Origin of the sequence: Chryseobacterium sp. (assembly GCF_045629545.1) — a bacterium.
In the GTDB taxonomy this organism is placed as follows: Bacteria; Bacteroidota; Bacteroidia; order Flavobacteriales; family Weeksellaceae; genus Chryseobacterium.
On record NZ_JAZQRK010000002.1, the window covers coordinates 48,535 to 74,918 of the forward strand.

The 26,384-nt window shown below is 34.3% G+C and carries 24 protein-coding genes; 10 read left to right on the forward strand and 14 right to left on the reverse strand.

Translation table 11 applies throughout. The features are described from left to right. The first annotated feature begins 51 nt into the window (after window positions 1–51). Complete coding sequence (gene prfA, locus ACKI42_RS00640; RefSeq protein WP_407401390.1) at window positions 52–1,137, forward strand: peptide chain release factor 1; 1,086 nt, start codon at window positions 52–54, stop codon at window positions 1,135–1,137. Between the two features lie 89 nt (window positions 1,138–1,226). Here prfA and ACKI42_RS00645 read toward each other — a convergent pair whose 3' ends face one another. Further along, complete coding sequence (locus ACKI42_RS00645) at window positions 1,227–2,336, reverse strand: Fic family protein (protein WP_407401392.1); 1,110 nt, start codon at window positions 2,334–2,336, stop codon at window positions 1,227–1,229. Window positions 2,337–2,590: 254 nt separating this feature from the next. On the opposite strand from ACKI42_RS00645, the gene ACKI42_RS00650 reads away from it, so the two are divergent. Next, window positions 2,591–4,630, forward strand: coding sequence for a prolyl oligopeptidase family serine peptidase (locus tag ACKI42_RS00650; RefSeq protein ID WP_407401457.1), 2,040 nt, complete (start codon window positions 2,591–2,593; stop codon window positions 4,628–4,630). Between the two features lie 154 nt (window positions 4,631–4,784). Beyond that, window positions 4,785–6,902, forward strand: a complete 2,118-nt coding sequence (scpA, locus tag ACKI42_RS00655) for a methylmalonyl-CoA mutase (RefSeq protein ID WP_407401394.1) — start codon at window positions 4,785–4,787, stop codon at window positions 6,900–6,902. 56 nt (window positions 6,903–6,958) lie between these two features. Here the strand turns inward: scpA and ACKI42_RS00660 are convergent, their stop codons facing one another. Then, complete coding sequence (locus ACKI42_RS00660; protein WP_407401396.1) at window positions 6,959–9,343, reverse strand: TonB-dependent receptor plug domain-containing protein; 2,385 nt, start codon at window positions 9,341–9,343, stop codon at window positions 6,959–6,961. Window positions 9,344–9,519: 176 nt separating this feature from the next. On the opposite strand from ACKI42_RS00660, the gene ACKI42_RS00665 reads away from it, so the two are divergent. Then, a complete protein-coding gene (locus tag ACKI42_RS00665; protein WP_407401398.1) occupies window positions 9,520–10,215 on the forward strand; it encodes a hypothetical protein in 696 nt (231 codons plus the stop codon). Between the two features lie 82 nt (window positions 10,216–10,297). Here ACKI42_RS00665 and ACKI42_RS00670 read toward each other — a convergent pair whose 3' ends face one another. From ACKI42_RS00670 to ACKI42_RS00680, 3 genes are read right to left on the reverse strand one after another with little or no spacing between them, the layout of a single operon-like run. Then, the gene (locus ACKI42_RS00670; RefSeq protein ID WP_407401400.1) at window positions 10,298–11,458 is read right to left on the reverse strand and encodes an ABC transporter permease; all 1,161 of its coding nucleotides are present in this window, start codon (window positions 11,456–11,458) and stop codon (window positions 10,298–10,300) included. Between the two features lie 6 nt (window positions 11,459–11,464). Continuing rightward, window positions 11,465–12,112 carry an ATP-binding cassette domain-containing protein gene (locus tag ACKI42_RS00675; RefSeq protein ID WP_407401402.1) on the reverse strand — a complete coding sequence of 216 codons (648 nt, stop codon included), beginning with the start codon at window positions 12,110–12,112 and terminating at the stop codon, window positions 11,465–11,467. Next, window positions 12,105–13,571 (reverse strand): DUF4836 family protein, encoded by a 1,467-nt coding sequence (locus tag ACKI42_RS00680; RefSeq protein WP_407401404.1) that lies wholly within the window; start codon window positions 13,569–13,571, stop codon window positions 12,105–12,107. The genes ACKI42_RS00675 and ACKI42_RS00680 overlap by 8 nt, the downstream gene beginning before the upstream one ends. A gap of 615 nt (window positions 13,572–14,186) precedes the next feature. Between ACKI42_RS00680 and ACKI42_RS00685 the strand changes: the two genes are divergently transcribed. The 3 genes from ACKI42_RS00685 to prfH are packed head-to-tail and all read left to right on the forward strand — an operon-like array spanning window position 14,187 to window position 17,045. Beyond that, the gene (locus ACKI42_RS00685) at window positions 14,187–14,939 is read left to right on the forward strand and encodes a hypothetical protein (RefSeq protein WP_407401406.1); all 753 of its coding nucleotides are present in this window, start codon (window positions 14,187–14,189) and stop codon (window positions 14,937–14,939) included. A gap of 10 nt (window positions 14,940–14,949) precedes the next feature. Next, a complete protein-coding gene (locus tag ACKI42_RS00690; RefSeq protein WP_407401408.1) occupies window positions 14,950–16,341 on the forward strand; it encodes an RtcB family protein in 1,392 nt (463 codons plus the stop codon). Window positions 16,342–16,355: 14 nt separating this feature from the next. Continuing rightward, window positions 16,356–17,045: a peptide chain release factor H gene (gene prfH, locus ACKI42_RS00695; RefSeq protein WP_407401411.1), complete on the forward strand. Its 690-nt coding sequence runs from the start codon at window positions 16,356–16,358 to the stop codon at window positions 17,043–17,045. A 58-nt stretch (window positions 17,046–17,103) separates the two neighbouring features. On the opposite strand, the gene ACKI42_RS00700 is transcribed toward prfH, so the two are convergent. After that, complete coding sequence (locus ACKI42_RS00700) at window positions 17,104–17,397, reverse strand: cytochrome C (protein WP_407401413.1); 294 nt, start codon at window positions 17,395–17,397, stop codon at window positions 17,104–17,106. Window positions 17,398–17,531: 134 nt separating this feature from the next. Between ACKI42_RS00700 and meaB the strand changes: the two genes are divergently transcribed. Beyond that, window positions 17,532–18,518 carry a methylmalonyl Co-A mutase-associated GTPase MeaB gene (gene meaB / locus ACKI42_RS00705; protein ID WP_407401415.1) on the forward strand — a complete coding sequence of 329 codons (987 nt, stop codon included), beginning with the start codon at window positions 17,532–17,534 and terminating at the stop codon, window positions 18,516–18,518. 25 nt (window positions 18,519–18,543) lie between these two features. Here meaB and ACKI42_RS00710 read toward each other — a convergent pair whose 3' ends face one another. Further along, entirely contained in the window at window positions 18,544–19,068 is a 525-nt protein-coding gene (locus ACKI42_RS00710) for a DUF4251 domain-containing protein (protein ID WP_407401417.1), read from the reverse strand. A gap of 104 nt (window positions 19,069–19,172) precedes the next feature. Between ACKI42_RS00710 and ACKI42_RS00715 the strand changes: the two genes are divergently transcribed. Both ACKI42_RS00715 and ACKI42_RS00720 read left to right on the forward strand, forming a co-directional pair. Then, window positions 19,173–19,979, forward strand: coding sequence for a M48 family metallopeptidase (locus ACKI42_RS00715; protein WP_407401419.1), 807 nt, complete (start codon window positions 19,173–19,175; stop codon window positions 19,977–19,979). A 48-nt stretch (window positions 19,980–20,027) separates the two neighbouring features. Continuing rightward, entirely contained in the window at window positions 20,028–20,342 is a 315-nt protein-coding gene (locus ACKI42_RS00720; protein WP_407401421.1) for a hypothetical protein, read from the forward strand. 37 nt (window positions 20,343–20,379) lie between these two features. On the opposite strand, the gene ACKI42_RS00725 is transcribed toward ACKI42_RS00720, so the two are convergent. Genes ACKI42_RS00725 through ACKI42_RS00755 form a run of 7 tightly spaced genes read right to left on the reverse strand, consistent with a single transcriptional unit; the run spans window position 20,380 to window position 26,384 of the window. Beyond that, window positions 20,380–21,018, reverse strand: a complete 639-nt coding sequence (locus tag ACKI42_RS00725; RefSeq protein ID WP_407401423.1) for an outer membrane beta-barrel protein — start codon at window positions 21,016–21,018, stop codon at window positions 20,380–20,382. Then, complete coding sequence (locus ACKI42_RS00730; RefSeq protein ID WP_407401425.1) at window positions 21,002–21,820, reverse strand: ABC transporter ATP-binding protein; 819 nt, start codon at window positions 21,818–21,820, stop codon at window positions 21,002–21,004. The genes ACKI42_RS00725 and ACKI42_RS00730 overlap by 17 nt, the downstream gene beginning before the upstream one ends. After that, window positions 21,820–22,572, reverse strand: a complete 753-nt coding sequence (locus ACKI42_RS00735; RefSeq protein ID WP_407401427.1) for an MlaE family ABC transporter permease — start codon at window positions 22,570–22,572, stop codon at window positions 21,820–21,822. The genes ACKI42_RS00730 and ACKI42_RS00735 overlap by 1 nt, the downstream gene beginning before the upstream one ends. A gap of 28 nt (window positions 22,573–22,600) precedes the next feature. Continuing rightward, on the reverse strand, window positions 22,601–23,971 hold the full coding sequence (locus ACKI42_RS00740; protein WP_407401429.1) for an exopolysaccharide biosynthesis polyprenyl glycosylphosphotransferase: 1,371 nt from the start codon (window positions 23,969–23,971) through the stop codon (window positions 22,601–22,603). Between the two features lie 44 nt (window positions 23,972–24,015). Continuing rightward, complete coding sequence (locus tag ACKI42_RS00745; RefSeq protein WP_407401431.1) at window positions 24,016–24,645, reverse strand: 7-carboxy-7-deazaguanine synthase QueE; 630 nt, start codon at window positions 24,643–24,645, stop codon at window positions 24,016–24,018. 7 nt (window positions 24,646–24,652) lie between these two features. Continuing rightward, window positions 24,653–25,537 (reverse strand): bifunctional 5,10-methylenetetrahydrofolate dehydrogenase/5,10-methenyltetrahydrofolate cyclohydrolase, encoded by an 885-nt coding sequence (locus ACKI42_RS00750; RefSeq protein WP_407401433.1) that lies wholly within the window; start codon window positions 25,535–25,537, stop codon window positions 24,653–24,655. A gap of 22 nt (window positions 25,538–25,559) precedes the next feature. Next, entirely contained in the window at window positions 25,560–26,384 is an 825-nt protein-coding gene (locus ACKI42_RS00755) for a class I SAM-dependent methyltransferase (RefSeq protein WP_407401435.1), read from the reverse strand.

Consider the following 26,384-nt stretch of genomic DNA (forward strand, 5'->3'; position numbering starts at 1 on the left):
ACTTTTTTTGTTCGTCATCAATTCCGTATCTTTACCAACTAAATTTTTACTATGTCTAAGAGTTTGATTCCTAAATTGGAAGCTATAAAACAAAGATATAATGAGGTTGCTGACCTTATTATTCAGCCCGATATCATTTCGGATCAAAAAAAATATTCATCCCTGAATAAAGAATACAGCGATTTAGGTAAAATTGTTCGCGTTTACGATTTATATAAAGGCGCATTAGATAATATTGCCGAATCTGAGGAAATCATTGCTGATGGTTCTGATAGAGATTTGGTGGATATGGCAAAAGAAGAAAAAGTAGAAGCGCAAGCAAAACTACCTGGTTTGGAAGAAGAGCTGAAAGTATTGCTTATCCCAAAAGATCCTACAGATGATAAAAATGTGATTGTAGAACTTCGCGCAGGAACTGGTGGCGATGAAGCTGCTATCTTTGTAGAAGATGTATACAGAGCTTATGCAATGTACTTTAAAACGAAAGGTTGGAAGCACGAAATCACAGATTCTAGTGAGGCTTCTAAAGGTTACAAAGAATTGATTCTAAAGATTGAAGGGGATGGCGTTTATGGTATCATGAAGTTTGAATCTGGTGTACACCGTGTACAGCGTGTTCCGGAGACAGAATCTCAAGGAAGAGTACATACTTCGGCAATTACCGTGGCTGTTTTACCTGAAGCAGAAGAAATAGATTTCGAACTAAATCCTGCGGATATAGAGATGCAAACTTCTCGTTCTGGAGGTGCTGGTGGACAGAACGTAAACAAGGTAGAAACCAAAGTACAGCTTACTCACAAACCTTCTGGTATGGTGGTAGTTTGTCAGCAAGCGCGTTCTCAGTTGGCTAACCGTGAGTTGGCGATGGAGATGTTGCGTACTAAGTTATATGATATCGAAGTTCAAAAATCTGTAGGTGATATTGCGGCTCAACGTAAATCTATGGTATCTACAGGTGACCGTTCTGCAAAGATCAAAACCTACAACTATCCTCAAGGTAGAGTCACGGATCATAGAATCAACAAATCTATGTACAATCTAGATGCCTACATGAATGGTGACATTGGTGAGATGATAGATGCTGTAATCATGGCAGAAAATGCTGAGAAAATGAAAGGAGAAGAAGAAAATTATTAATTCTTTTCTTTACCAAATAATAGTAGCTTCCGAGAAATCGGGAGCTTTATTTATTTTATAGAGCTTTTGAATTTTAATTAAATGAATTTTTACTTCTCATAATTTATTTCATATGCAACAGAGCGCCCATTACCCATTTTTAAGAATGCTCCTATCTCTACCAAATGCTGTAAATCTCTTGTGGCAGTAGCTTTGGATGTTTTGTTAATAGAAATGTATTTTTTCGACGACATTCCGCCTATAAAACTATTTTCACCCATTTCCATCATTTTATTAATGGCTTTCAATTGTCTTTCATTCACTTGATGCTGATACAAATCAAAGAAAGCAGTCTTTTTCAATGTAAATAATACAACTTTTTTAGAATCTAATAGAGCATCTTGTAAAATGTGACAGAAATATCTCATCCAACTATCAATATGTAGATTTCTTTGTGCAGTTTTTAGCTCGTTATAATATCGTTGTTTATCTTTTTGAATAGATTTTGAAATACTAATGTAAATAGGAGCGTCAAATTTTTCTGACAAAGTTTTTTCTGCCAAAGCTCTTCCAATTCTTCCATTTCCGTCTTCAAAAGGATGCAAAGTTTCAAAATAGAGGTGGGCTAGTGCAGACAGCACAATACCTTCGCCAATTTTACCTAAATCTACATCTACAAAATTATTATACCATCTTACAAATTCAACAATCATCTTGGGCAAATCTTTTGACGATGGTGCTTCATAATGAATTGTGAAATCTCCAAATTTACCAGAAACTACTTGCATAGGTTCAGTTCCTTTACGAAATTTTCCTGCACTTATTCCTTTTTCATTTTCCATCAAAATGTGATGCCAACGCAAAAGCAATTCTTCAGACATTGGAATTTGATAGTTTTTCTGAATTTCTATCATTAAATGAGCAATTGCATTTGCTTTTTTGTTTCTGCTCTTTTCATGATAGTTTTTTATACCGAGATTGGCTTTCAGAGAAGACATTACATCATCTCGGCTGAAATATTCTCCCTCTATTCCTGAGGTTTCTATAGCTTCCGATACTAAAATTTCGGCAAACAAATTGAGTTTTAATTCTTGTGGAAAACCTATGACCATCCCATTAAATTCGCCCAAATCATGTGCGAATTTTTGAATAATGGGTATGATTTTTTGTTTTGAAAATTCAAATTTTGGAAACATTTCCGATTGCCAGATATAATCCATGAGCCGATTATTAATATTATTCGGCTCAAATATAGCAAAATTATGAGCCGATTAGCGTTTTTAATCGGCTCATAGTGATGTAATAATATACGAATCATTACTATTATCGTCATTAAAAGATGAAAAACACTGTTGTTAGAACTTTACTATTTGCGCAAGTTTGCTTATTTTTGAGAAAATCATTCGCAATGAATATCAAACCTATATTACTAACGGCTGGAGTATTATTTTCAGCAACTTTTTATGCTCAAAAAATGAATTATCCTAAAGCAGTACAGGGAAACCAAAAAGATATCTACTTCGGAACTACAGTTGCCGACCCTTATAGAGATTTGGAAAACGACTCTGAAGCAACCAAAAAGTGGGTAGATGAAGAGGTCACTTATTCTCAAAATTATCTTTCTAAAATTCCTTTCAGAGATCAAATAAAAGATCAACTGCGAAACATCTGGAACTACGAAAAAATTGGTGCTCCCTTTAAAGAAGGAGATTACACGTATTTTTATAAAAATAATGGGCTACAAGCGCAATCTGTATTATACAGAACGAATCTCAAAACAAGGAATATAGAAATATTCTTAGATCCTAACCAATTTTCTGAAAAAGGAACAACATCGCTGTCTCAATTATCATTTAATAAAAAAGGAACTTTAGCAGCCTATTCTATTTCTGAAGGCGGTAGCGATTGGAACAAAATTATCATCATCGATGCAATTACCAAAAAACAAATTGATGAAACCATAGTAGATGTAAAATTCAGTGGTATTTCTTGGCTGGGCGATGAAGGTTTTTATTATTCGAGTTACGATAAACCCAAAGAGGGAACTGTACTTTCTGGGATGACGGATACACACAAGGTTTATTACCATAAATTGGGGACAAAACAATCTGCCGACCAGTTGGTTTTTGGAGGAGAAAAAATGCAAAGGCGATACCTAAGTGCGGGCGTTTCTGAAGACCAACGATATCTCATCATTTCTGCAGCTAATGCTACCAATGGAAACGAAATTTTCATTAAAGATCTTAAAAATGGTGGAGATTTTGTTCAAATCAATAAAGGTTTCGATATCAATGCCAATATTGTTGAAACCAAAGGCGACGAGTTATTTATTTTTACAGATAAAGATGCTCCCAATATGCGTTTGGTAAAAACCAGTATTAAAAATCCTTCTCCTGATACTTGGAAAGATGTAATCCCAGAAACAGAACATGTACTTGGCATATCTACGGGTGGTGGTTATTTTTTTGCTACGTATATGGTAGATGCAATAGATCAGGTAAAACAATATGATCTTTCAGGAAAATTAATTAGAGAAATAAGTCTACCGGGCAAAGGAAATATTGGAGGTTTTGGCGCTAAAGAAACTGAGAAGGATTTGTATTTTTCTTTTACCAATTATACTACGCCAGGTACCATTTACAAATATAATATCGAAAGTGGTAAATCTGAGGTTTATCAGAAACCTAATGTGAAATTCAATCCAGAAGATTATGTTTCGGAACAAGTATTCTATACCTCAAAAGATGGTACTAAGGTTCCGATGATGATTAACTATAAAAAAGGTATTAAGCTAGACGGTAAAAATCCTACGATTCTGTATTCTTATGGTGGCTTCAATGTGAGTTTACAACCTTCTTTTTCTGTAGTGAATGCAATTTGGATGGAAAATGGAGGAATCTACGCAGTACCAAACATCCGTGGTGGTGGAGAATATGGTAAGAAATGGCATGATGCAGGAACAAAAATGCAAAAGAAAAATGTGTTTGAAGACTTTATTGCAGCAGGCGAATATTTGCAATCCAAAGGATATACTTCAAAAGAATATATGGCACTTTCTGGACGTTCCAATGGTGGATTATTGGTGGGCGCAACGATGACCATGAGACCAGATTTAGCAAAAGTTGCTTTCCCAGGAGTTGGAGTTTTGGATATGTTGAGATATAATAAATTTACCGCAGGAGCAGGATGGTCTTATGACTATGGAACTGCAGAAGACAGTAAAGAAATGTTTGAGTATTTGAAATCTTATTCTCCAGTTCACAATGTGAAGAATATTTGCTATCCTTCCACTATGATTATTACAAGTGATCATGATGATAGAGTAGTACCTGCACATTCCTTCAAATTTGGGGCAGAATTGCAAGAAAAACAAAAATGCAAAAACCCAATTTTACTAAGAATTGAAAAAAATGCAGGACACGGAGCAGGACGATCTACAGAGCAAGTGATTGGTGAAAATGCAGATTTACTTTCTTTCGCACTATTCGAAATGGGAATAACAAAATTGAAATAAGGAATGAGCCGAGTAAGGCTCATTTTTTATTTATAAAACTAAAATTTCCTTAGTTTGTAATTGATCTGTAAGATGGAAAATAGTTCAATACGAATTTTCAATTTTTCTTATTCCAAAAATCCGTATTTTTAACGCTTAAATATCAACTAAACTCATGAGAAGAGAAATCACCAATAAAACTCCTCAATTTACAATATCAGAAAGACCTTTAGAGATTTATCCTTTCGAAAAAGATGGGCTAGAACTAAAATCTTCTTATGTTCCTAATGATATAAAAGATAAAAATCTTACCCAAACTTCCCCAGGCATCGCTCCTTATCTTAGAGGACCTTATTCTACTATGTATGTACAAAAACCATGGACAGTACGTCAGTATGCAGGTTTCTCTACTGCAGAAGAGTCTAATGCTTTTTATAGAAGAAATTTAGCAGCAGGACAGAAAGGACTTTCTGTAGCGTTCGATTTGGCTACGCATAGAGGCTACGATTCAGATCATGCTAGAGTTGTGGGAGATGTTGGAAAAGCTGGAGTGGCAATAGATTCTGTAGAAGACATGAAGATTTTGTTCAACGAAATTCCATTGGATCAAATTTCTGTCTCTATGACGATGAATGGAGCTGTTTTGCCAATTCTTTCTTTCTATATCGTAGCAGCTGAAGAGCAAGGTGTTTCTCAAGATTTACTTTCTGGTACTATCCAGAATGATATTTTGAAGGAATTTATGGTGCGTAATACCTATATTTATCCGCCAACACCTTCTATGAAGATTATCGCAGATATTTTTCAGTATACCTCTCAAAATATACCCAAATTCAATTCTATTTCTATCTCTGGTTACCATATGCAAGAAGCGGGAGCAACTCCTGTTCTAGAAATGGCTTATACGCTTGCTGACGGTTTAGAATACGTGAGAACAGGAATAAAAGCAGGAATGAATGTGGATGATTTTGCACCACGTTTGTCATTTTTCTGGGCAATTGGAATGAATCATTTTATGGAAATTGCTAAAATGCGTGCCGCTAGATATATTTGGGCAACTTTGTTGAAGCAATTTAATCCTCAAAATCCAAAATCATTAGCGTTAAGAACGCATTCTCAAACTTCGGGTTGGTCTTTAACAGAGCAAGAACCTTTTAATAATATTACAAGAACTGCAATAGAAGCGCTTTCTTCAGCTTTGGGAGGGACACAATCTCTACATACCAACGCCTTAGATGAAGCCATTGCTTTACCTACTGATTATTCAGCTAAAATTGCTAGAAATACACAGATTATTCTTCAGCAAGAAAGCGGAATTTGCGATGTGGTAGATCCAATGGGAGGAAGTAATTTGGTTGAAGCTCTTACTCAGCAAATGATTGAGGAAGCGATGAAGTACATCGATGAGGTAGAGAAAGAAGGTGGAATGACAAAAGCTATTGAAGCAGGAATTCCGAAAATGAGAATTGAAGAAGCTGCAGCAAAAAAGCAAGCGAAGATAGATTCTGGAGAAGAATTCATCATTGGAGTAAATTCTTTTAAATCTTCTTTAAAACAAGGTCAAATTGATATTTTAGATATTGATAATACAGAAGTTAGAAGAAAACAAATTGAAAGATTAGAGACCATAAAAGCAGAAAGAAATGCTGAAGCGGTAGCGGAAATCATCAATGATATAAAAAAATGTGCAAAAACAGGCGAAGGAAATCTTTTATCATTATGCATTGAAGCAGCGAGAAGAAGAGTAACACTTGGTGAGATGAGTGATGCGATGGAAGAAAGCTTCGGACGTTATAAAGCCAATATTAGAACAATACAAGGAGTTTACGCAATGAATGCAGGTAAAAATGAATATTTCGGGAAAGCGCTAACACTTACTCAGAAATTTGAGGAAGAAGAAGGGCGTCGTCCAAGAATTATGGTAGCAAAGATGGGACAAGATGGTCATGATCGTGGTGCAAAAGTAGTCGCTACAGCCTTCGCAGATATGGGATTTGATGTAGACGTTGCCCCATTGTTCCAAACGCCAGAGGAAGTAGCTAAACAAGCCGTGGAAAACGATATTCATATTCTTGGAGTATCTTCTCTTGCGGCAGGACACAAAACTTTGGTGCCTCAAGTGGTAGAAGAGCTGAAAAAACTAGGCGCAGATGATATTACCATCGTTGTAGGTGGAGTAATTCCTCAACAAGATTACGATTATTTGTTTGCTAATGGGGCAGATCATATCTTCGGACCTGGAACCAATTTGCCAAAATGTGCAGTGGAAATTTTAGAAAAAATGCTCTCTTAATCTTATCGAGAGCTCATATAAAATAAAAGCTAACTGTGAGGTTAGCTTTTATTTGTTTAAAATTCAAAAATCAACCCGAAGTAGGGAAGTGGTGTGCTTTTGTCTTTTTTATCTAATTCTAAATTATAATATTGAAGATTCTCGGGGTCATTAGGGTTGGCAATAATTCCATTGTTATTTTCATCTCTTTGTAGATTTACAACAGGCAGCGCGCTAGGATTCGAAGAGCCATAAATATTCACAATGTCTACATACGCAGTAAGTTGCCATTTGCTAAAAACCCATTTTTTCTCTGTTCTAATGTCCAATTGGTGCGCTAGATTGCCTCTTAGAGTATTCAGGTAATTGTAGTTTTGCACTGGTCCATTGGCAACATTCCAAATTTGGGTAAGTGCACTTCTTTGCAAATCGTAAGGCGTTTCTGGAAGTCCACTTTGCATCCTAAATCTCGCTCCAATATTCCAATTTTTGCCGAAATATTTTCCAGCAGTTAGCGTCATAATATGTCTACTATCCCATGATGAAGGGAGTAAATCTTTGTTTTCGTTGCTAAATTTAGAATAACCAAAAGTATAGGCTACAATTCCATAAAAATTGTTTGTCGTTCTTTTTTGAGCTAATATTTCAAAACCGTACGTTTCTCCAATGCCTCTAGAATCTAAAGGTTCGCTACCCACTACGCCAAACTCGCCTCCAATATTAGCTATACTAATTTGGTTTCTGAGCGAGAAAGGATAATTTTTGTATTTCTTATAATATCCTTCTAGCGTTATTCTTAGATTATTTTTACCATTATATTCAAAACCTCCAACGAGATGAGAATTCTGAATATATTTTAAAGTATTTTTATTGGTAAAATTGCTGTTTTCAGAGAATCCTAATGCAGTATAGGTTGGCAATTGATAAAATATTCCGGTATTAAAATTAAAGGCAAATTGAGGCGCAAAACGGTAGCTCAAAGAAAATCTTGGCGAAATTTGTTCCAGAGGATTATTTGTTTGCTCAGAATAATTACTCGCATCTATTCTTACACCTGCAGATAGTTGAAGTTTATTATCAAACCATTTTTTGGCAGCTTGCACATAAAGTCCATATTGCAAAACATTAAGATTTACATCCAATTGATCAAAATTGATCGCACTCTGACTTACAATCTTGCTTGTAGAATTGTTTTTATAAGTAGAAGCGTTCATGTTGGCTCCAAAACTCACCTGATAATCCTTTACCGATAAGTTTCGGTCTACTCGTATTTTGTTTTCAATTTCTTGAGATTGATATTTAAATAAAAGATTGTCAGGAGTTTCTATATTTTTGTAATACTTGGTAGATTGGTTATCTAGCGTATTTCTACTCACTGTAAAAAGCCAGTTACCGTTTTCTGCAAGGTGTCTGTATCCTGCGCCCACTGTATAATTCCATTGTGGTGAAACGGGTAAACGATCTATTAAAGAAAGATTATTGGGCGTTTTTTCTACATTTTCATTTAGTTTAAACTGATCTACTGCGCCCAATCCGATAAAATACAATTCATCACCACTTTTAAATTTCTTCGAAACTTTGAAGTTGGCATCGTAATAAGAAGGTAAAAATGGCAAGCCAATAGCCTTGAAGAGCAATTGTAGATTAGATTTCCTTACCGAAAACAATCCACTCCAAGATTGGTCTTTACTCAGTGGTCCATCTACCATAAGTTGCATATCATCTAGACCGAGAATTGCCTTATAACCCAATTTATCCTTTCTAGCTTGCTTTAGATTAAACTCAAACAAAGATGACAATACGCCATTTCTTTTTGCAGGAAAAGCGCCGCTGTAGAAATCTACATCTTTCACAAAGTCGACTGTAATAATGCCTCTAGGTCCGCCACTAGAGCCTTGCGTTTGAAAATGGTTGATAATAGGAGTTTCTATCCCATCAATATAAAATTTGTTTTCAGAAGAACTTCCTCCACGGATGAAAAGATCATTTCTAAAAGTAGAAGTACTGCCAACACCTGGAAAACTTAATATAGCTTTGGAAATATCACGGTTGGAGCCCGCATTTTTTTGTATTTCTTCGCTGGATATATTTCGGAGCGAAATAGGACTTTCGGCAGTAGTTTTATATGTTTTTTTGTTGATGACCACTTCTTCTATCTTCTCGCTAGATTTTTGTAACCCAATAGAAAAACTTAGGTTTTGGTTCGGAACAATATTAATATCGTTTAGAAATCCTGTGTTGTAATTTTCCGCATCTATTTCAAAGGTGTAGTCGCCTGGTTTTAATTCTGATATATTCAAATTTCCGTTTCCAGAATACGATTTATCAGACCCAATAATTTTTACAGTAACTGCAATTGGCTTTTTGCTAAAATCGTCGTACACATTAATATTCAACCCGCCCAACTGACCAAAGGCAATACCTGAAAATGATAATAATAGAAGGCTATAGATCTTGTTCATACCAATTAATTTAGAACAAAAATAAGTTTAATTTTATGAAGAAGTCAATCTAAATGTCAATTAATATAAAAACGGTATTCATTCACTACTTATAGCCATTTTAAGGGGTAAATGTTTGAAAATAAACAAGGTGGATGTATTTTTGAATTCATTTAATAATTAAAATAAATAAAAACATGAATAAATTTAAAATAATTTCGACTTTACTATTGGTTTTCACACTGCAATTATTTTTTGCTCAGAAAGAGGTTAAAAAACCGCAAGAAGCTTTTGATATTTTGATTAAATCTTTTGTAAAAGATGATAAAGCGGCTCAGAAATCACTTAACGATTATATGAGACCCACGGTTCAAGGGCAAGATATGTATCAGTTTAGTACAACTAGCAATGAAGAACAAGTGAATTTGATGGTGGAAAATTTTTCTGCAAATTTCCCAAAATCTTTAGTTAAGACTAACGCAGCAGATATTAAACTGTATATGGAACTCTTGATGGGTAATTTCAGAAATGCTGAGTACAAAGTAAAGAGCGCAAAATTGGTGGATAACGAGTATCAAGAAGGAGAAAAAATTGCTGAAATTAAATATGACATTACCTTCAAAGTTCCTCAGAAATTATCCGAAGCACAGATAAAAGAAGCTGAAAAACTGCAAACTAAAAACGCCAAACCAGAAGATATGAAGAAAATATTAGCCATTATGATAGATTCTCTAAAGAATGCTTCTGTAAGCGTTACGCAAGAGCAAAACTTCAGTTTGTATCAAATGAAGGAAGGTGATAAAATATTTTATTTCAACGGAAGTCCAGATCAATTGGTTTCTGATAATATTGATTTTTATCTAGATAATATCAATTTTTCCGATCCAAAATAAGATCTTTAAATTGGAAAAAGCATAATAAAACCTACAGCGAATTTTCTGTTGTAGGTTTTATTTTTTTATTACAGAGTTTGTGCTATAACTTCCAAGATTTCAATAGCCAATGGTATATGAGTTCTTTCACTAAGAAATACACCAATAAGGGAATCAAAATAATCAATACATATAAAAACGGATTGATAAATGGAGATAGCAAATCATTGGAAACATCAGATTTTGCTAGGAAATATTGTCCTATTGCTACAATAAGTGTGCTCAAAATTAAAGTGACCATTAGATGAATACAAAATGTTTTACTCATCGCATTTACCATCGCTTTTGGAGAATATCCCAAACTATTTTTAATAGAAACTTCTTCATGTTTTTCTAAAAACTGAATTTTAATAAAACTCACAATAATGTACAAACACAAAGCAAAAATAAATATGCCTAATACTGCAATCACGTTGAGTACCAAGAATAATTTTGATTTTATTTTCGCAGATCGTAGGTTCTCTTGGTTAGATTCATAGCCATTTTCCTTCATTTTGGTAACTAGATTTTTATCTTCAGAATCCTTTACTTGTACCAAAACTCTGTTGTAGATTTTTGGAGCAGTAGCTAGACTTGGTTTCTCTACAATGTTCATAGAATCTAAAAACTTTTTGGGGATTAAAACCGAGTGTATTCTATCCGAAAGTCCTACCAATTTGCCAATATAAGTTTTGTTTTGCTTGTTGGTTACAATGTTGATATTGATTTCAATTTTTTTAGCAAAATCTTCAGAAATCTGCGGTAAGCCTTGGTTTAAGGCAAATCCGTAGTTATAGAGATTCAGGTATTCTCTTGAAATAATAATCGGTATTACATTTCCTTTTACCTGAAAATCTTTGTCATCCAGAGGCACATCAATCGCTTTTACATCCAATCCTTCAAAATACAAATCGGTATAAAACGGTATAAAATCTCCACCATTGGCAGATGCTTTAAACTCGTTGGCCGAAAAAGCATAGATAGACTTTATTTCTGGCCATTTTTTCAATTTTTCGGTATCTTCTGTGTTGAAGCCCAAAAGCTCTTTTCTACCAATATTATCTGGCGTTATTTTCTTTGAAAATGTAAGCCAATAGTTGCTATCATTACTTTTGTTCCCGAAAAGCGTGTTGGCATTTTCATACAATTGCAAACAAGAAAGTACAAGAATAAAAGAAATGAAAAGTCCTGCGTAGAGAACAATAAGATTAAATATTTTCTTCATAATCGTTTATAAATGAAGAGTTTTGTAATGATGTTCAAAAGGAAATTCATTCAGCTCGAAAAACAAAACAGCCGATTGATGTTCATTGGCAACCGTTGTAATAAGATCAAAAGCAATTCTCTTGTTAGCAGCGTCTAGATGGCTGAAGCATTCGTCATAGATTAGAAAATCTGTAGGATTAATGAGGCTTCTTACAATGGCGCTTCTTTGTCTTTCTCCGTAAGAGCAATTTTCGGCTTTTTTATCAAGCAGATTTTCTATTCCCAATTTTGATGCATATTCATGCATTTTTTGGAGATATTCGCTCTTATTTTTATCGAATATTCTCAACAATATATTTTCAGATATGGTAAGGTTTTTTATTAATCTTACATCTTGAAAAAGCAAACTTACATTTTGCCTTCTTTTCTCTACAATAGCTTCTATGTGCAAGGATTTCACATCTTTGTCATCATACAAAATATCGCCAGCATACTGAAAGTGAGTGCCCAAAATTGCCGTTGCAAGGGTAGATTTTCCACTACCCGATGGTGCAACGATAAGATATTGTTCTCCTTTTTTGAAGATGTATTTTCTCTCCCAAATTTCAGATTGCTCTATATTTTTTGGGACGAAATATTTCGGCGTAATATTATTAAGTTGGATACTAATCATTCATTATAAAATAATACAAAGTATTCTGATCTTTTTTGTCCACTGTAAATACGGTTTTAGAAATCATATTTCCATTTTCCTGCTTGTACTCATTGGTAGCTTTTACAATTTTTGCTCCTAGCTTATTGTTATCATAGTCTCTGTTATATTCAGATCCATCGGTCCAAGAATAAGAAGTTACGCCAGATTTTTTATCCAAATTGGCATTTTTAGCATCTTTATTACTCTTAAATTGGTAAACCAATTGGGTATCATCCGAGATAATTACTTTGTTACCATTGATGATGTATTTTCTATCATACCCGTATGGTCCTTCCATAAAGCCCTTGAAGCCATCTGCTTTTTTAGCATCAATACCCAAGATAATGGCCTCACTTCTAGAAGAATAACTTGCAGAATCTGGATGAATTTTGTTTTGTACGTAAGCGTAATCTCCTGTAAATATTGAAGTTATATCTGCTAAAGTTTTGTTAGATGAAGATAGATAATTGTTTATTGTACTTTCAAAACCAGCTTCTTTTATTAGATAAGTCATAAATTCTAGACTGAAATATCCGATAGAAAAAGATTGTGCTTTGTCTACATCTATCGTTTTCACCAAGTCGTAGTCTACTTTATTTTTACTGTAATATTTCTCTACCACTTTTTGCATTTCGCTATTGAAGAAAGTTTTCGTGTTTATTTCTGCACTTCCTTTATCAAAAGTAACTTCCATACCAACACCAGAATCTTTTATCAATTTGTTTACCGCCAAAGTTTCAATATATCCTTTAGAAAGGTAGTTGGCTACAGCAGATAAGTTTACCCAAGCGCTCATGTCTTTGTTTCCAGCTAGAGATTGGTTTACTTGTTCTTTTATCACCTTATTGCTAGGGCCTTTTCTGTTCCAAAAATCTGTAAAATACTTCTCGTCAAAATAAGGTTTTTTTTCAGGAACTACGGTTGTTATACTGTCTATTTCATCGTATTTAGTATATTCACGATCGTAACGGTTGTTAGGTTCTTTGGTTAATATCGCTTCTTTCCCCTTTATACTTCCAGTTAGAAGTCCATCTACGTAGATGAAATCTTTTTTGTCTATTGTCACCTTAGTTTTGGTAATATCAGACATACTTTTCTGAAATTTTGTTTTATCATCAATCTCGAAATAAGCTTTTATATTAGGCTCGTTGTCAGTATTAGATTTCCCCGGATCTACAATAATGTACAAAGGTTTATCTACGTTGATACCAGATTCTTTCGGCTTATTTACCAATTCCAAAAACAATTTTTGTTCGTTATGGATATTTTTTTTCTCTTTCAAAACCTTATCAGCAGACACTTTTTCTGCTACAGTTTTCAGATTTACTCTAGAAAGCCCCAACGTAGTATCGTTGGTGTACTTCAAGATATCCTCGTTATTATTGGAGCTACAAGAGTAGATGGTAGCCAATAGAGCTAGATAGATAACCTTTTTCATAATGTTTTTGTGAGTTTATTTTAGGCATAAATATACTACTATCATTACTATATCATGCTCATTTATTTGTGTTTAAACAAGTATTTCGCAAAAAACCAATGTAAATAGTGATTTTTCAATCAAAAGCTTGTACGTACCAAAAATAATAATATATTTGCAACACAAATTAATATTAACCCCCTTTAAAAATAACGAAGTTATGATCAGATTTATTCAGGATTTTACAGCAGTATTGCCACTTTCAGTGGTACGACTTCGTGGGTTACTATATTCTTAAGCACCAAATTATTACTATATAGAATCCCGAAGTCGAATGATTTCGGGATTTTTTATTGCGCTAATCCAAAACTCAGCTTTCCCGAATTTCAATTTTATTTTTTAATGAGCTATTTCCCGCTTTCCGTTGCAATCTTTTGCTTTTTTTTTAGCAAAAAAATAAAAGGATTTTCACTGCAATCGGGGCTATAATAGTTGCCTTATCAGGTTTGCTGGTATTCTGTATCTAAGAACCTGACCACAAAAAACTCAACCCAATAAATAGTTGAAGGTAGAAGATTTACAAAGTACAATCTACAACGTAGTTGTGCTTTATATCTTCTTAAAAAATGGATCAATATGGAAGATGATTTTCTTCTGCACTTTCGTCTTAGAGACAAAAGGAGCAAAATAAGAATAGCAAAAAAGGATTTAGAAAAACAAATTAGAAAAAATTTTAATGCAAGGGAAGATTTGTATTCCAAAAAGAGAAATATTGCTCTTTTGCCATTAGAAAAGCCTTATCAAAAAGGTTTTGTCCGATTTTTCGTGCTCAGAGATGATGTTTTATATTCTAAAGATGCAGATTTCTTTCAAGACATTCTAAAGGTCATTAACACCTATATGTACTCTGAAAATAGAAAATTTCAAAAGACGATAAGGAAATACGGCAAGAAAATAAAAATAGACAAACCACAACGTATTCATGGCATAGATGTGCGCACTTGGCTAGATCCAAAATTAGAATTAACAGATCGTCAGCGCCTCTATTTTAGAAAAGTAAGCGAGTATTGCCCTATGGATAGACAAATGAGAACGCTTTATCAATTTGTAGAACCATGGAGATTCAGGTTACAAATAAAACCTCATATTATTACGCACTACAAACCCGTCATAGGAGAACTAGAAAGTGAAATTGCAGAAATATCCAATTATCTAGATCAACACAAACGACAAGGTATCGCTATTAAAAAGGTTTTTGGAGGTAATTATTCGTGGAAAAGCAAAAAAGAATACACAAATCCTCCTCTGCAAGGAAAACAATTTTTTCAGAAACAATCCGCATTACAAATCGCTGAAAATTATTTAAATGACTGTTCTATAGAACATTAAAACAAAAAAAATGGGAAATTTAAAACTCAAAGGAAAAGATATATTAAAGTTAGGCTATCCAAACAATCAAAGTGTAAACATTGCACTAGAAGTGATGAAACGGAATTTTGCCACCAAAAATATACATCATGTAAAAGCAACACTCAAAGAAATCTTACAAAATCCTCAGTATTTCGAGAAAGATTTAACCTTTGGTCAAATTGCAGAAAGCTTATTAAGCTCAAAAAAAACAGAAAAAAGAATGATGAATGCTCAGCGCGCTTCCTACGAAATTTTCGGAACCGATATTTCAGAAGAAGCCAAAAACCAATTGTACACCGGATTGAAGCTTCCAATAGCTTTACAAGGCGCTTTGATGCCAGATGCACACAGTGGCTACGGATTGCCAATTGGTGGCGTTTTAGCCGTAGAAAATGCCGTGATTCCTTATGGAGTTGGGATGGATATTGGTTGTCGTATGTCTCTTAGTATTCTAGACGTGCCAATTTCTTATTTAGAAGGTGCCAAAGACAAGTTCGAGAAGGCATTGGTAGAACATACCAAATTCGGGATGTCTGAAATACATAAATCTCACATCGATCACGAAATTTTCGAACGCGATACTTTCGATTTAATTCCGATTTTAAAAAGGCTTAAAGGAAAAGCCATCAAGCAAATGGGAAGTTCTGGCGGCGGAAATCACTTTGTAGAATTCGGGGAAGTAGAGATTACAGAAGTAGATCCTCAGGTTGGTCTTCCTATCGGGAAATATTTGGGTATTTTGTCTCACAGTGGCTCTAGAGGCCTTGGGGCAGAGATTGCACAGTATTATTCTAGAATGGCGACAGATCAATGTCCGTTGCCCAAGGAAGCGCAAAACTTTGCTTGGTTAGATCTCAATTCTCATCTCGGATTAGAATATTGGACTGCCATGAATCTCGCGGGAGACTATGCTTCGGCTTGTCATTATGATATCCATAGAAGGCTAGTAAAAGCCGTGGGTGGGAGAGTAAAAGCTAGAATAGAAAACCATCATAATTTTGCTTGGAAGGAAATACATGACGGTAGAGAAATGATAGTTCATAGAAAAGGAGCAACGCCAGCACATGAAAACGAATTGGGAATGATCCCAGGTTCTATGACGGCTAAAGGCTTTATTGTTCGAGGTAAAGGAAATCCACAATCTCTGCAATCTGCATCGCATGGTGCAGGAAGAGCTTTCTCTAGAGGAGAATGCAGAACCCGTTTTACACAAAGTGATATCAAAAAGGAGCTTAAGCTAAAAAATGTAACTCTTATTGGAGGAAATGCCGAAGAAGCGCCAATGGCTTATAAAAACATCCATGAAGTGATGAATGCACAAAGCGAATTGGTAGATATTCTTGGGACATTTCAGCCGAGAATTGTAAGGATGGACAAATAAAAATTTAAAAACAAATGGACAAAATAATACAAATCACTTCCGGAAAAGGCCCGCTAGAATGCCAATGGGTAGTAGCAAAAGTGCTAAAAGTTTTCTTGGAAGAATTGAAAGCACAAAATATAGAACACGAGATGATTCATCGTGAAAATGGAGATGAAAACCTTACGCTAAAGTCGGTAACGCTTCAGCTGAAAGGTAAAAACATAGACCCTTTCTTGGCATCTTGGTTGGGAAGTATTTTGTGGATTGGTAAGAGTACTTTTAGAAAACTTCACAAACGCAGCAATTGGTTCATCGGAATTTTTGAGCTGGAAGGTTTAGAGAAAATTCAATTTAACGAAAAAGATATTCAGTTTCAAACTACGAGAAGCCAGGGAAATGGTGGACAAAACGTAAATAAAGTGAATACAGCAGTTCGAGCGACACACAAAATTTCGGGTATCAGTGTGTTTGCACAAGATTCTAGATCTCAGTTGGAAAACAAAAAATTAGCGATAGTTCGTTTAAAGGAAAAAATAAGCGCTCTAGAACTAGAAAAATTAGAAAAACAAATACTAAATACTTGGAACAATCATCTTTTGGTGGAAAGAGGAAATCCTATTCGGACGTTTGAAGGAAGTAATTTTAAAACAACAAAAGAAAATAAATCCTACAAAAAAACTCGCGAAAATCTAAAGAATGATCTAAGAAACGAGATTTTGTAATTCGTTATTTCATTTTAATTAAAAGTAAAAGGAAACCTAAATGGGTTTCCTTTCTTTATTATTTGGCAGATACGATATAATCGTAAACCCATTGATGTTGTTCTTCTGTCAGTTTGGCTTTTGGAGCCATAGAATTCATGATTCCTACCCATTCTACAGCAGTATGTGAAGCTGGATCTGGTAATTTGTGACATTTACCACAAGAGTTCTCAAAGGCCAACTTCCCTTGTGCAATCTGTGCTTCAGTACTTTTTATTGGATTTGTAGTGGTAGTTGCTGTAGCCACGGCTTTTGGCGTACAAGAGGCAGCTAATAATCCAATGACAGAGGTTGCTACTAATATCTTTTTCATATAATTTATGTTTAATGAATAGCAAATGTACATAATTATAAAAAATGACAGCAAATGCAGCAATAATTTAGAAACAATAAAATTAGTACATATTTTATCTCATAATAGTGTGTAAATTTTATAATTTTGAAGGAATGAAATTTTCTACAGAAGAGCTTATAATTGGGATAAAATCGGGCAATAAACGTCTGATTGCAAAAGCGATTACTTTAGTTGAAAGCAAAAAAGCCGAACATCGTTTACAAGCCGAAGAGTTACTAAAAGAAATCATGCCTTTCACAGGAAATGCTATCCGTGTGGGGATTACAGGAGTTCCAGGTGCAGGAAAATCTACTTTTATCGAAAGTTTTGGAAAATTAGCCATTTCTGAAGGAAAAAAAGTAGCTGTACTTGCCATAGATCCGAGTTCTGCAATAAACAAAGGCAGTATTTTGGGCGATAAAACACGTATGGAAGAACTAGCAAAAGAAGAAAATGCTTTTATAAGGCCTTCTCCAAGTTCTGGATTTTTGGGTGGAGTAGCCAATACCACTTTCGAAACGATGATGATTTGCGAAGCCGCAGGGTACGATTATATTCTGATAGAAACCGTGGGTGTTGGACAATCTGAAGTATTAGTAGCTGATATTACTGATGTATTTCTTTTTATTAAAATTATTGGTGGCGGTGACGAACTACAGGGTATAAAAAGAGGAATTATGGAAATGGTAGACGTAGTGTTCATCAATAAAGTAGATGATACAAATCTTCAAAAAGCCAAAAATACTCGTCTTGAACTGAAAAGGGCTTTAGATTTTATTCCTTCCAAAGAAAAAAATTGGAAAGTACCAGTTTTACTTGGTTCAGCGCTAGAAAATAAAGGTTTGATGGATATTTATGATAAATTAAATGAATTTATTAATCTCAAAAAACACTCACAAAGATTTGAAATTGTAAGGACCCAACAAGCCGAAAAGAGATTTGAATATTGGGTACAAGCGTATATTTTGGCTCAGATGAAAAGAAGTGGAGACCTTGAAGAATCTTATCTTCAACACAAAAAAAATGCTTCTTCCCTAGTTTCTAATCCTAGTACCGAAGCAAAATTATTCGTTGATCTCTTTTTACGAAAAAATTTATAAAAACTTATTCCGATTTGGACGCTTCCTAATTTTTGGTAATATAACCATCGTAGGTGATGGGTTGTCTATCATTACTTTTAACAGAAGTAAATGCTTTACCGTTTTTATAAACTTCTATATAGATATCAGTTACATTATTCGCATCTTTAGGTTTGATAGTGAAAACTGAATTTCCTTTTTTACTTTGCGTTTTGGTAATGGTAAAATCTTTGGATATAAATCTATAGCTATTTCCATTGGTATTACCATAAGAAGGATTGTATACTCTCCCGAAATAAGGTAGAACCACATCCAATTGGTTTTTCTTTATTTCTATGGTATAGTTTTCACCATTTAGTTGTAGCATTCTTGTGGATGGAGAATTAGGCAGAGAGTTCATCACATTGATGACATCATAATTGGTAGGATTGGCTCTTTCTGCGTGAAATGTGAATTCTTCGGAATTAACAAGTTCTACGATATTATCATTACTTACCTTACTCTGTGAAGTACAGTTTTGAAAAAAAAGACAAAATAGAGAGATGGATACTATGGGGATATGCTTTTTCATGGGATTTATCTTGTATTTAATTATAATGCAAAATACATGCAAATGTAGTATTATCTTAAATTTGGAACAAAAATTGTAATCTTAAATTTATTATACTTACAACTATGAAATTTACACATCTTTTAGGAATTGGAGCAGCAGTATTGTCTGTTGCAGCGTGTACTACTAATCCTATGACGGGAAGAAAATCTTTTCAGATAGGATCTTTAAACTCTGAAATTACTACCTCATCCTTACAACAATATAAGCAAACGCTTACAGAATCTAAAGTAGTGACAGGTTCACAAGCTACTTCAGTTAAGAACGTAGGGAATAAAATAAAAAACGCTGCGGAAAAATACTACGCAAGTATTGGGAGATCAGCAGATTTAGCGGGGTACCAATGGGAGTTCAATCTTATTCAGGATAACCAAGTAAATGCTTGGTGTATGCCAGGAGGGAAAGTAGCTGTTTATACAGGGATTTTACCAATTACAAAAGATGAAACTGGTCTGGCAGTGGTAATGGGTCACGAGGTTTCTCATGCATTAGCTGGGCATGGTAACGAGAGAATCTCTCAAGCAATGGTGGCACAATATGGTGGTCAAATATTGGGAGGAGCGATAAGCAATTCTCAGTGGGCAAGTGTATTCCAAAAGGCATATCCTATTGGTTCTCAGGTTGCACTATTAAAATATGGTAGAACGCAAGAATCTGAAGCAGATAAAATGGGACTTAATTTGATGGCTATCGCAGGATATGACCCAAGACAAGCAATACCTTTCTGGACAAGAATGGCGGCGAGTTCTTCAGGATCTCAACAACCAGAATTTTTGTCTACTCACCCAAATTCTGATACAAGGATAAGTGATATACAAAAAGATTTGCCAAAGGCTCTAGAATATTATAAAGCTGCTGGAGGGAAAATCTAGTTATTAATCCTTATCTTTAAGCAACATAACCACCTAAAACTATTCTTTATGAAAAGTATATCGCTTACCGGATTGATACTTCTTGCTGTATCTACTCTTCTGTTTTATCTTACCACAGATTTTACAGTAGACAAAATAGGGCTTCCTCACATTATGGGAGTAATGGCGGGTATAGGAATAGGGTTGATTATCGGTGGGATGATAGGGTATATCAGTAAAGGGACAGCCATAAAAGAAGAACAAAAAAGAAAGGAGTTCAAACAACTCCAAAAAGATAAAGAGGAGCTTGAGAAACAGGCCGCCGAAATTGTAAAAAGACAACAAGAATTGGAACAACAGAATACAACAAACCCTCAAATTTAATTTGAGGGTTTTATTTTTAATTGAAATTTCAATTTATTTAAAATTTATATCCCAAACCTAGCATAAATAAACTAGATCTATTATCATAGCTGATTTCTTGACTAGAGCCTGCAATTGCGTTTACAAATTTTCTTTGGTCTTTTGAAATTGCGCCCTCATATTTAGCAGAAATAATTACTTTGGAGATTTCACTCTGCAATCCCAGTTGATATCCCACGGTAAAATCTTTGGCATCCACTTTTTGAACAAAATTTCCAAAATTTTCACCTTTGCCCATATTAAAACTTGCTACAGGACCCACATAGGCACTTAGTAAACTTCCTACTATGTTTTTACCTACCAAAACTGGAATATCTACTCGGCTATTTTTAGCTTTAATAGTGGTCTGTTCTGCATTAGCATCATTCGCTACTACCACTTCATTACTAAAATTGGTATAGAATATTTCTGGCATAATGTAAAATGACATCGGAAGATTTACCTTAAGGGATAAACCCGCATTGAATCCTGTTATATTTTTACCATTTTGTTCTACAGCGTTTGTAGCCGCAGTCTTAAGGTTTTTCCATGATGCAGAACTTGTTGGGATCAGCACGTTAGCTTTGGCAGCAAGAGAAATCTGTGCAGAAGCTACTACGGAAAAACCTATTAATACAATACTAATTATCTTTTTCATTGTCGTCTATTTTCGTAATTATATTATCTAATGATGTTTTGTTGTTTTCCAACAAATACTCGCGTAATTCTTTAAATAACTCTGATGAGTAAACGAAATCAATCAGGTTTTTATTGCCCGCAGTTATTAATCCATCTTTATCACCTTCCCACTCTTTAATACCCAAACGTAGATAGACAATTTTCTCTCCAATTGTCATCACAGAGTTCATATCATGCGTATTGATAATGGTAGTGGTATTATATTCTTGAGTTATTTCTAAAAGCAAATCATCGATAACATTTGAAGTATAAGGGTCTAGCCCAGAATTGGGTTCATCACAAAACAGATATTTGGGATGGTTTACAATAGCTCTTGCAATGGCTACACGCTTTTGCATTCCTCCAGAAATTTCGGAAGGAAATTTTTTGTTAGCCTTATCAAGATGTACACGCCCAATAACTTCAAAAACTCTTCTTTTCTTTTCTCTAAAAGTAAGGTTGGTAAACATATCTAGAGGAAACATAATATTTTCTTCTACCGTTAGAGAATCAAACAATGCACTCCCTTGAAATAGTGTTCCAATTTCAGCTCTTAGCTGTTGCTTTTCCTCACGGTTCATAATATTGATGTCTCTTCCATCAAATAAAATTTCACCTGATGAGGGCTGAAAAACATTCAACAAGCTTTTTAGAAATACAGTTTTACCAGAGCCACTTTGCCCAATTATAAGATTGGTTTTCCCTTTTTCGAAAGTGGTTGAAATCCCTTTTAAAACTTCAACATCACCAAAACTCTTTTTAAGATTTTTTACCTCAATCATTAGCTTAATATTAGTTGGGTTAAGATAAGCTCAGATATGATAATAAATACCATTGTCCAAACTACTGCTTGTGTACTTGCTCTACCTACTTCCAAAGAACCTCCTTTTACATAGTATCCAAAATAAGATGGAACTGTAGCAATAACGAACGCAAAAACAGCTGTTTTTATAAATGCATAGTAGATGAAGAGATTCGGCATATACATTTGTATACCGGTAATATAGTCGGCCTCCGTCCAGTTTCCTGTAATAATTCCTGCAAAATAACCACCACCAATACCAAACACAATACTTATCGCAATAAGTAGCGGATTGAATATCATACAAGCTATTATTTTAGGAAGAATAAGAAAGTTGGGCGAGTTTACACCCATAATATCCAAAGCATCTATCTGCTCTGTAACCCTCATGGTACCAATACTAGAAGCGATATAAGAACCTACTTTTCCTGCTAATATCAAACTGATAATAGTAGGTGCAAACTCTAAAACCAAAACAGCTTTAGTTGCATACCCTACAAAAGCAGGCGGAATAGGAAACGAAGAAGCATCAAAATTATTAAACATCTGGATGGCAACTACAGCTCCTACAAAGATGGATGTGAAAATAACCAACCCAAAAGAATTGACTCCCAGATCGTTAATCTCTCTCATGAAAAGCTTCCAGAAAACCCTCATTTTCTGAGGTTTCTGCATTGATTTACCTAAAAGAATAAAATATTCTCCTATTGCTGTAAAAAACTTTTTTAACATTCTGCTAAATTAGACTTTTTTTATTTATTTATGTGGCATTTTTGTCTCCTTTGCCTAAGAGGAATATAGTTTTTAATATGATGATAAAATCCAAGACAAAGCTCCAATTTTTAACGTAAAATGAATCTGCCAATATTCTCTTATTCATATTAAGCTCAACATCACCTTTATCTCCACGCAATCCATTTACTTGCGCTAACCCTGTAATACCCGGCTTTACTAAGCTTCTAAGGCTATATCTACCAATTTTTGGTTTATAATAATCATCTACTGATAGCATATGTGGTCTAGGTCCAACTACAGACATTTCTCCTTTCAGAACATTAATGAATTGTGGCATTTCATCTAAACTGGTTTTTCTCAAAAACTTACCAAAAGGAGTAATTCTCGGGTCTTCATCACAAGTTGTAGCACTAGAAGAGAGATCATTTTCTATCATTGTTCTAAATTTCAAACACTTGAATATTTCCTCACGATATCCATATCTTTTCTGAACAAAGAATATTGACCCGCTGGAAGTTTTTCTTATAATCAAAGAAATGATAGGAAATAGCCAAGAGCAGATAAATATTAATATAAGCAAAGAAAATATTATATCAATTGCCCTTTTGAATAAATAATTGTAATAAAAATCTAATGGATATTTAGCTTGATCTAAAATGGGTTGAGTCTGGATGTAGGAAAAGTCGAATAAAAAGAAGTCATTCTGTGCAACATTTGGAATAAAAGATAGTTTTACCTTATGGTCCTCAGCTAATTTAAAAATCTGGCTTTCTGTTTTTTCGTCAAAATTATTTTCTATTCCAATAAATAATTTATGAATTCCATTTTTTTTCCAAAATTCTACTAATTCGGAAGGTATAATGGTTGTATTGGGATATTGAAATATTTTATAACCATAATCTTTTCTTTCTAGCAATATATTTTTCAATACTCTTGTAGAACTATTTTCTCCTAAAAACATTATGTTTCTATTATTAATCCCTACACTTCTAAAATATTTAATAATAAAATATATTGTTGATTTTAAAAGTGTAGAAAAAAATAATAAATAGCTACAAAGCCAATATATATCTGAATTAAAAAATATGTTTCTACTAACTTTTCCGATTAATAGAACACCTAAATTAAATAAAAGTAGATGAACTATTAGTTTCTCTAAAAAGAGGGTATAAGTAAGATTACGATGTACATTATATATCGTAGTTTTGGTACTAAGTAACATCCAAAATAAACTAACAAGCATTATAGAAAAAAAAATCTCAGCTATAATATCTTGGTTATATACCAGTTTTGGATTTCTACTATTATAAAAGAATATGAAAAGAAATGCAATGACCAACAGGTCTAGCACAATAATTATAGACTTTAAATATACAGAATACCGAAATCTTTGCATGTATCTATTGTAATGAGGAAGACAGAGGCTAATCTACGGATTTTTTATGGAATATTAAGATATTTATGAGTCTGCACGGAGGCCTGCCAATTGGGATTTGCCAATATAAAATCTGTAATTTTTGGATACATTTCGTCTCTTTTGCTCCATTCGCTTTGTAGATAAAGTTTGCAATTTTCAGAAACTTTAGCCGCTTGCTCTTGTGCAAAGGTAAAATCGTTATTATTAAAAATAATCATTTTTAGCTCGCTCGCTTTAGCATAAATTTCTTCTTTTGGTAAACCTGTTTTTTTCGGCGAAAGGGTAATCCAATCTATCTGCCCACTTAGAGGATAAGCGCCCGATGTTTCTATATGTACGGTACAACCTAGTTCTTTAAGCTTAGACGTTAAAACATCCAAATTCCACATAAGAGGTTCTCCACCTGTAAGTACCACTGTTTTGCAAAGATCTGCAGCAATCTTCGCAATTTCTTCAGCATTCATCAGAGGATGCAGTTTGGGATCCCAACTTTCTTTTACATCACACCAATGGCAACCCACATCGCAACCGCCCAATCTTATGAAATAGGCTGCTTTTCCGGTGTGTGCTCCTTCTCCTTGAAGAGTGTAAAAATGCTCCATCACAGGGAGCATTTTACCTTCTTTTAATAAAATATCTTCTTCTTTATTCATTATAAAATTAGTCGTTATAGACCGAAGTTTTATAAGCAATGATGGTGTTTTTCATCAACATCGCTCTTGTCATAGGTCCTACACCTCCAGGTACAGGCGTGATCCAGCTTGCTTTTTCTGCGCAGCTATCAAAATCTACGTCTCCTGCTAGATAATATCCTTTTTTAGAGTCGTCATCTACTCTGGTAATTCCTACGTCTACAATTACAGCGCCATCTTTTATCATTTTACCTTTTAGGAAATGTGGATCTCCCAAAGCAGTGATTACGATGTCTGCCTTTTTTGTATATTCTTCTATGTCTTTAGTATAAGAGTGCGTAAGGGTAACGGTAGAATTACCTGGGAAATCTTTTCTTCCCATCAAGATACTCATAGGTCTTCCTACAATCTTGCTTCTTCCAATGATTACACAATCTTTACCTTTGGTTTCTATATTATATCTTTCTAAAAGCGTTAAAATTCCGAAAGGAGTAGCAGGCAAAAAAGTATCCATTTCTAGAGCCATTTTCCCAAAATTGGTAGGATGAAAACCATCTACATCTTTTCTAGGATCTATCGCATTGATGATTTTTTCCTGATCTATCTGGTCGGGTAAAGGTAACTGTACAATAAATCCATCTACTGATTTATCCTTATTGAGTTCCTCAATTTTTTCTAACAATTCAGATTCAGACACTGTACTAGAAAATTTCACCAAACTAGATTGAAAGCCTACTTCTTCGCAATCTTTCACTTTTGCGTTTACATAAGCCTTGCTTGCACCGTTGTTACCAACCAAGATTGCTACCAAATGCGGTGCTCTTCTTTTGTTTGCAATAATTTTGTCTACTTCAATTTTAATCTCCGCTTTGATTTCCTTGGATACTTTCAATCCGTCAAGAATTTCTGCCATTTTTACTTTTTATTACTTTAAATTAGATTTTTTTAAATACTACAATATCCTGAAATTCGTCTGCATTGCTCTTTTCAACATCATTTCTCCAATATCCACCTTGTACGGTAGTTACTTCTAGATGTGCTTCCTTTGCCATCTGATGTAATAATGGGATACTGATTGCAATATTGGCTGCAGTCACTTTATCATCCATCAATTTGTATCCATCATATTGATAAGGGAAAGGCATGGTACCACTTTCATTTTTGGTGTCATCATACAGGAAAAAAGTCGATAGACATAGACCATCCTTTCTCATTACTCTGCTTATTTCTTTCAGATATCTTTTTATTTCTATCACCTGCATATGCGTGAATACAGAAAATAGAAACACTTTATCAAATTTATTATCTTGGTAAGGAAATGTATAGTCTTCTGCTTTTTGCTGAAAGGTATTATACAAATCGTTATAGATTGGTGTAAATTTAAACTTAAAATGAGGAAGCTTGCTGTGGATATTACTATCGCACCAAGCAATCCCTTTTTCTACTGCATCAAAACCATTATATGTGCCAGATTTTATAAAATTGGTAAGAGCCACAGCAGTTCTACCGATTCCACAACCTACATCTAATACGTGGTCTGATTCTTTTAGATTAATATGTTTTTTTAGCGCATCTACCTGACGGATTCCGTGCGCCAAAAAGTCGCTACTTCCTACATATATATCTCCTTTTTTGGGCTCGTTTTTAGATCTTTTTCCGGTAATACCTTCATAAAAATCGATAGGGAAGTAGTAGACCTTTCTTCCCAAAAGCCTTAGGTTTGGAGATAATTTATAATAATATGATCTGAGTATCGACAT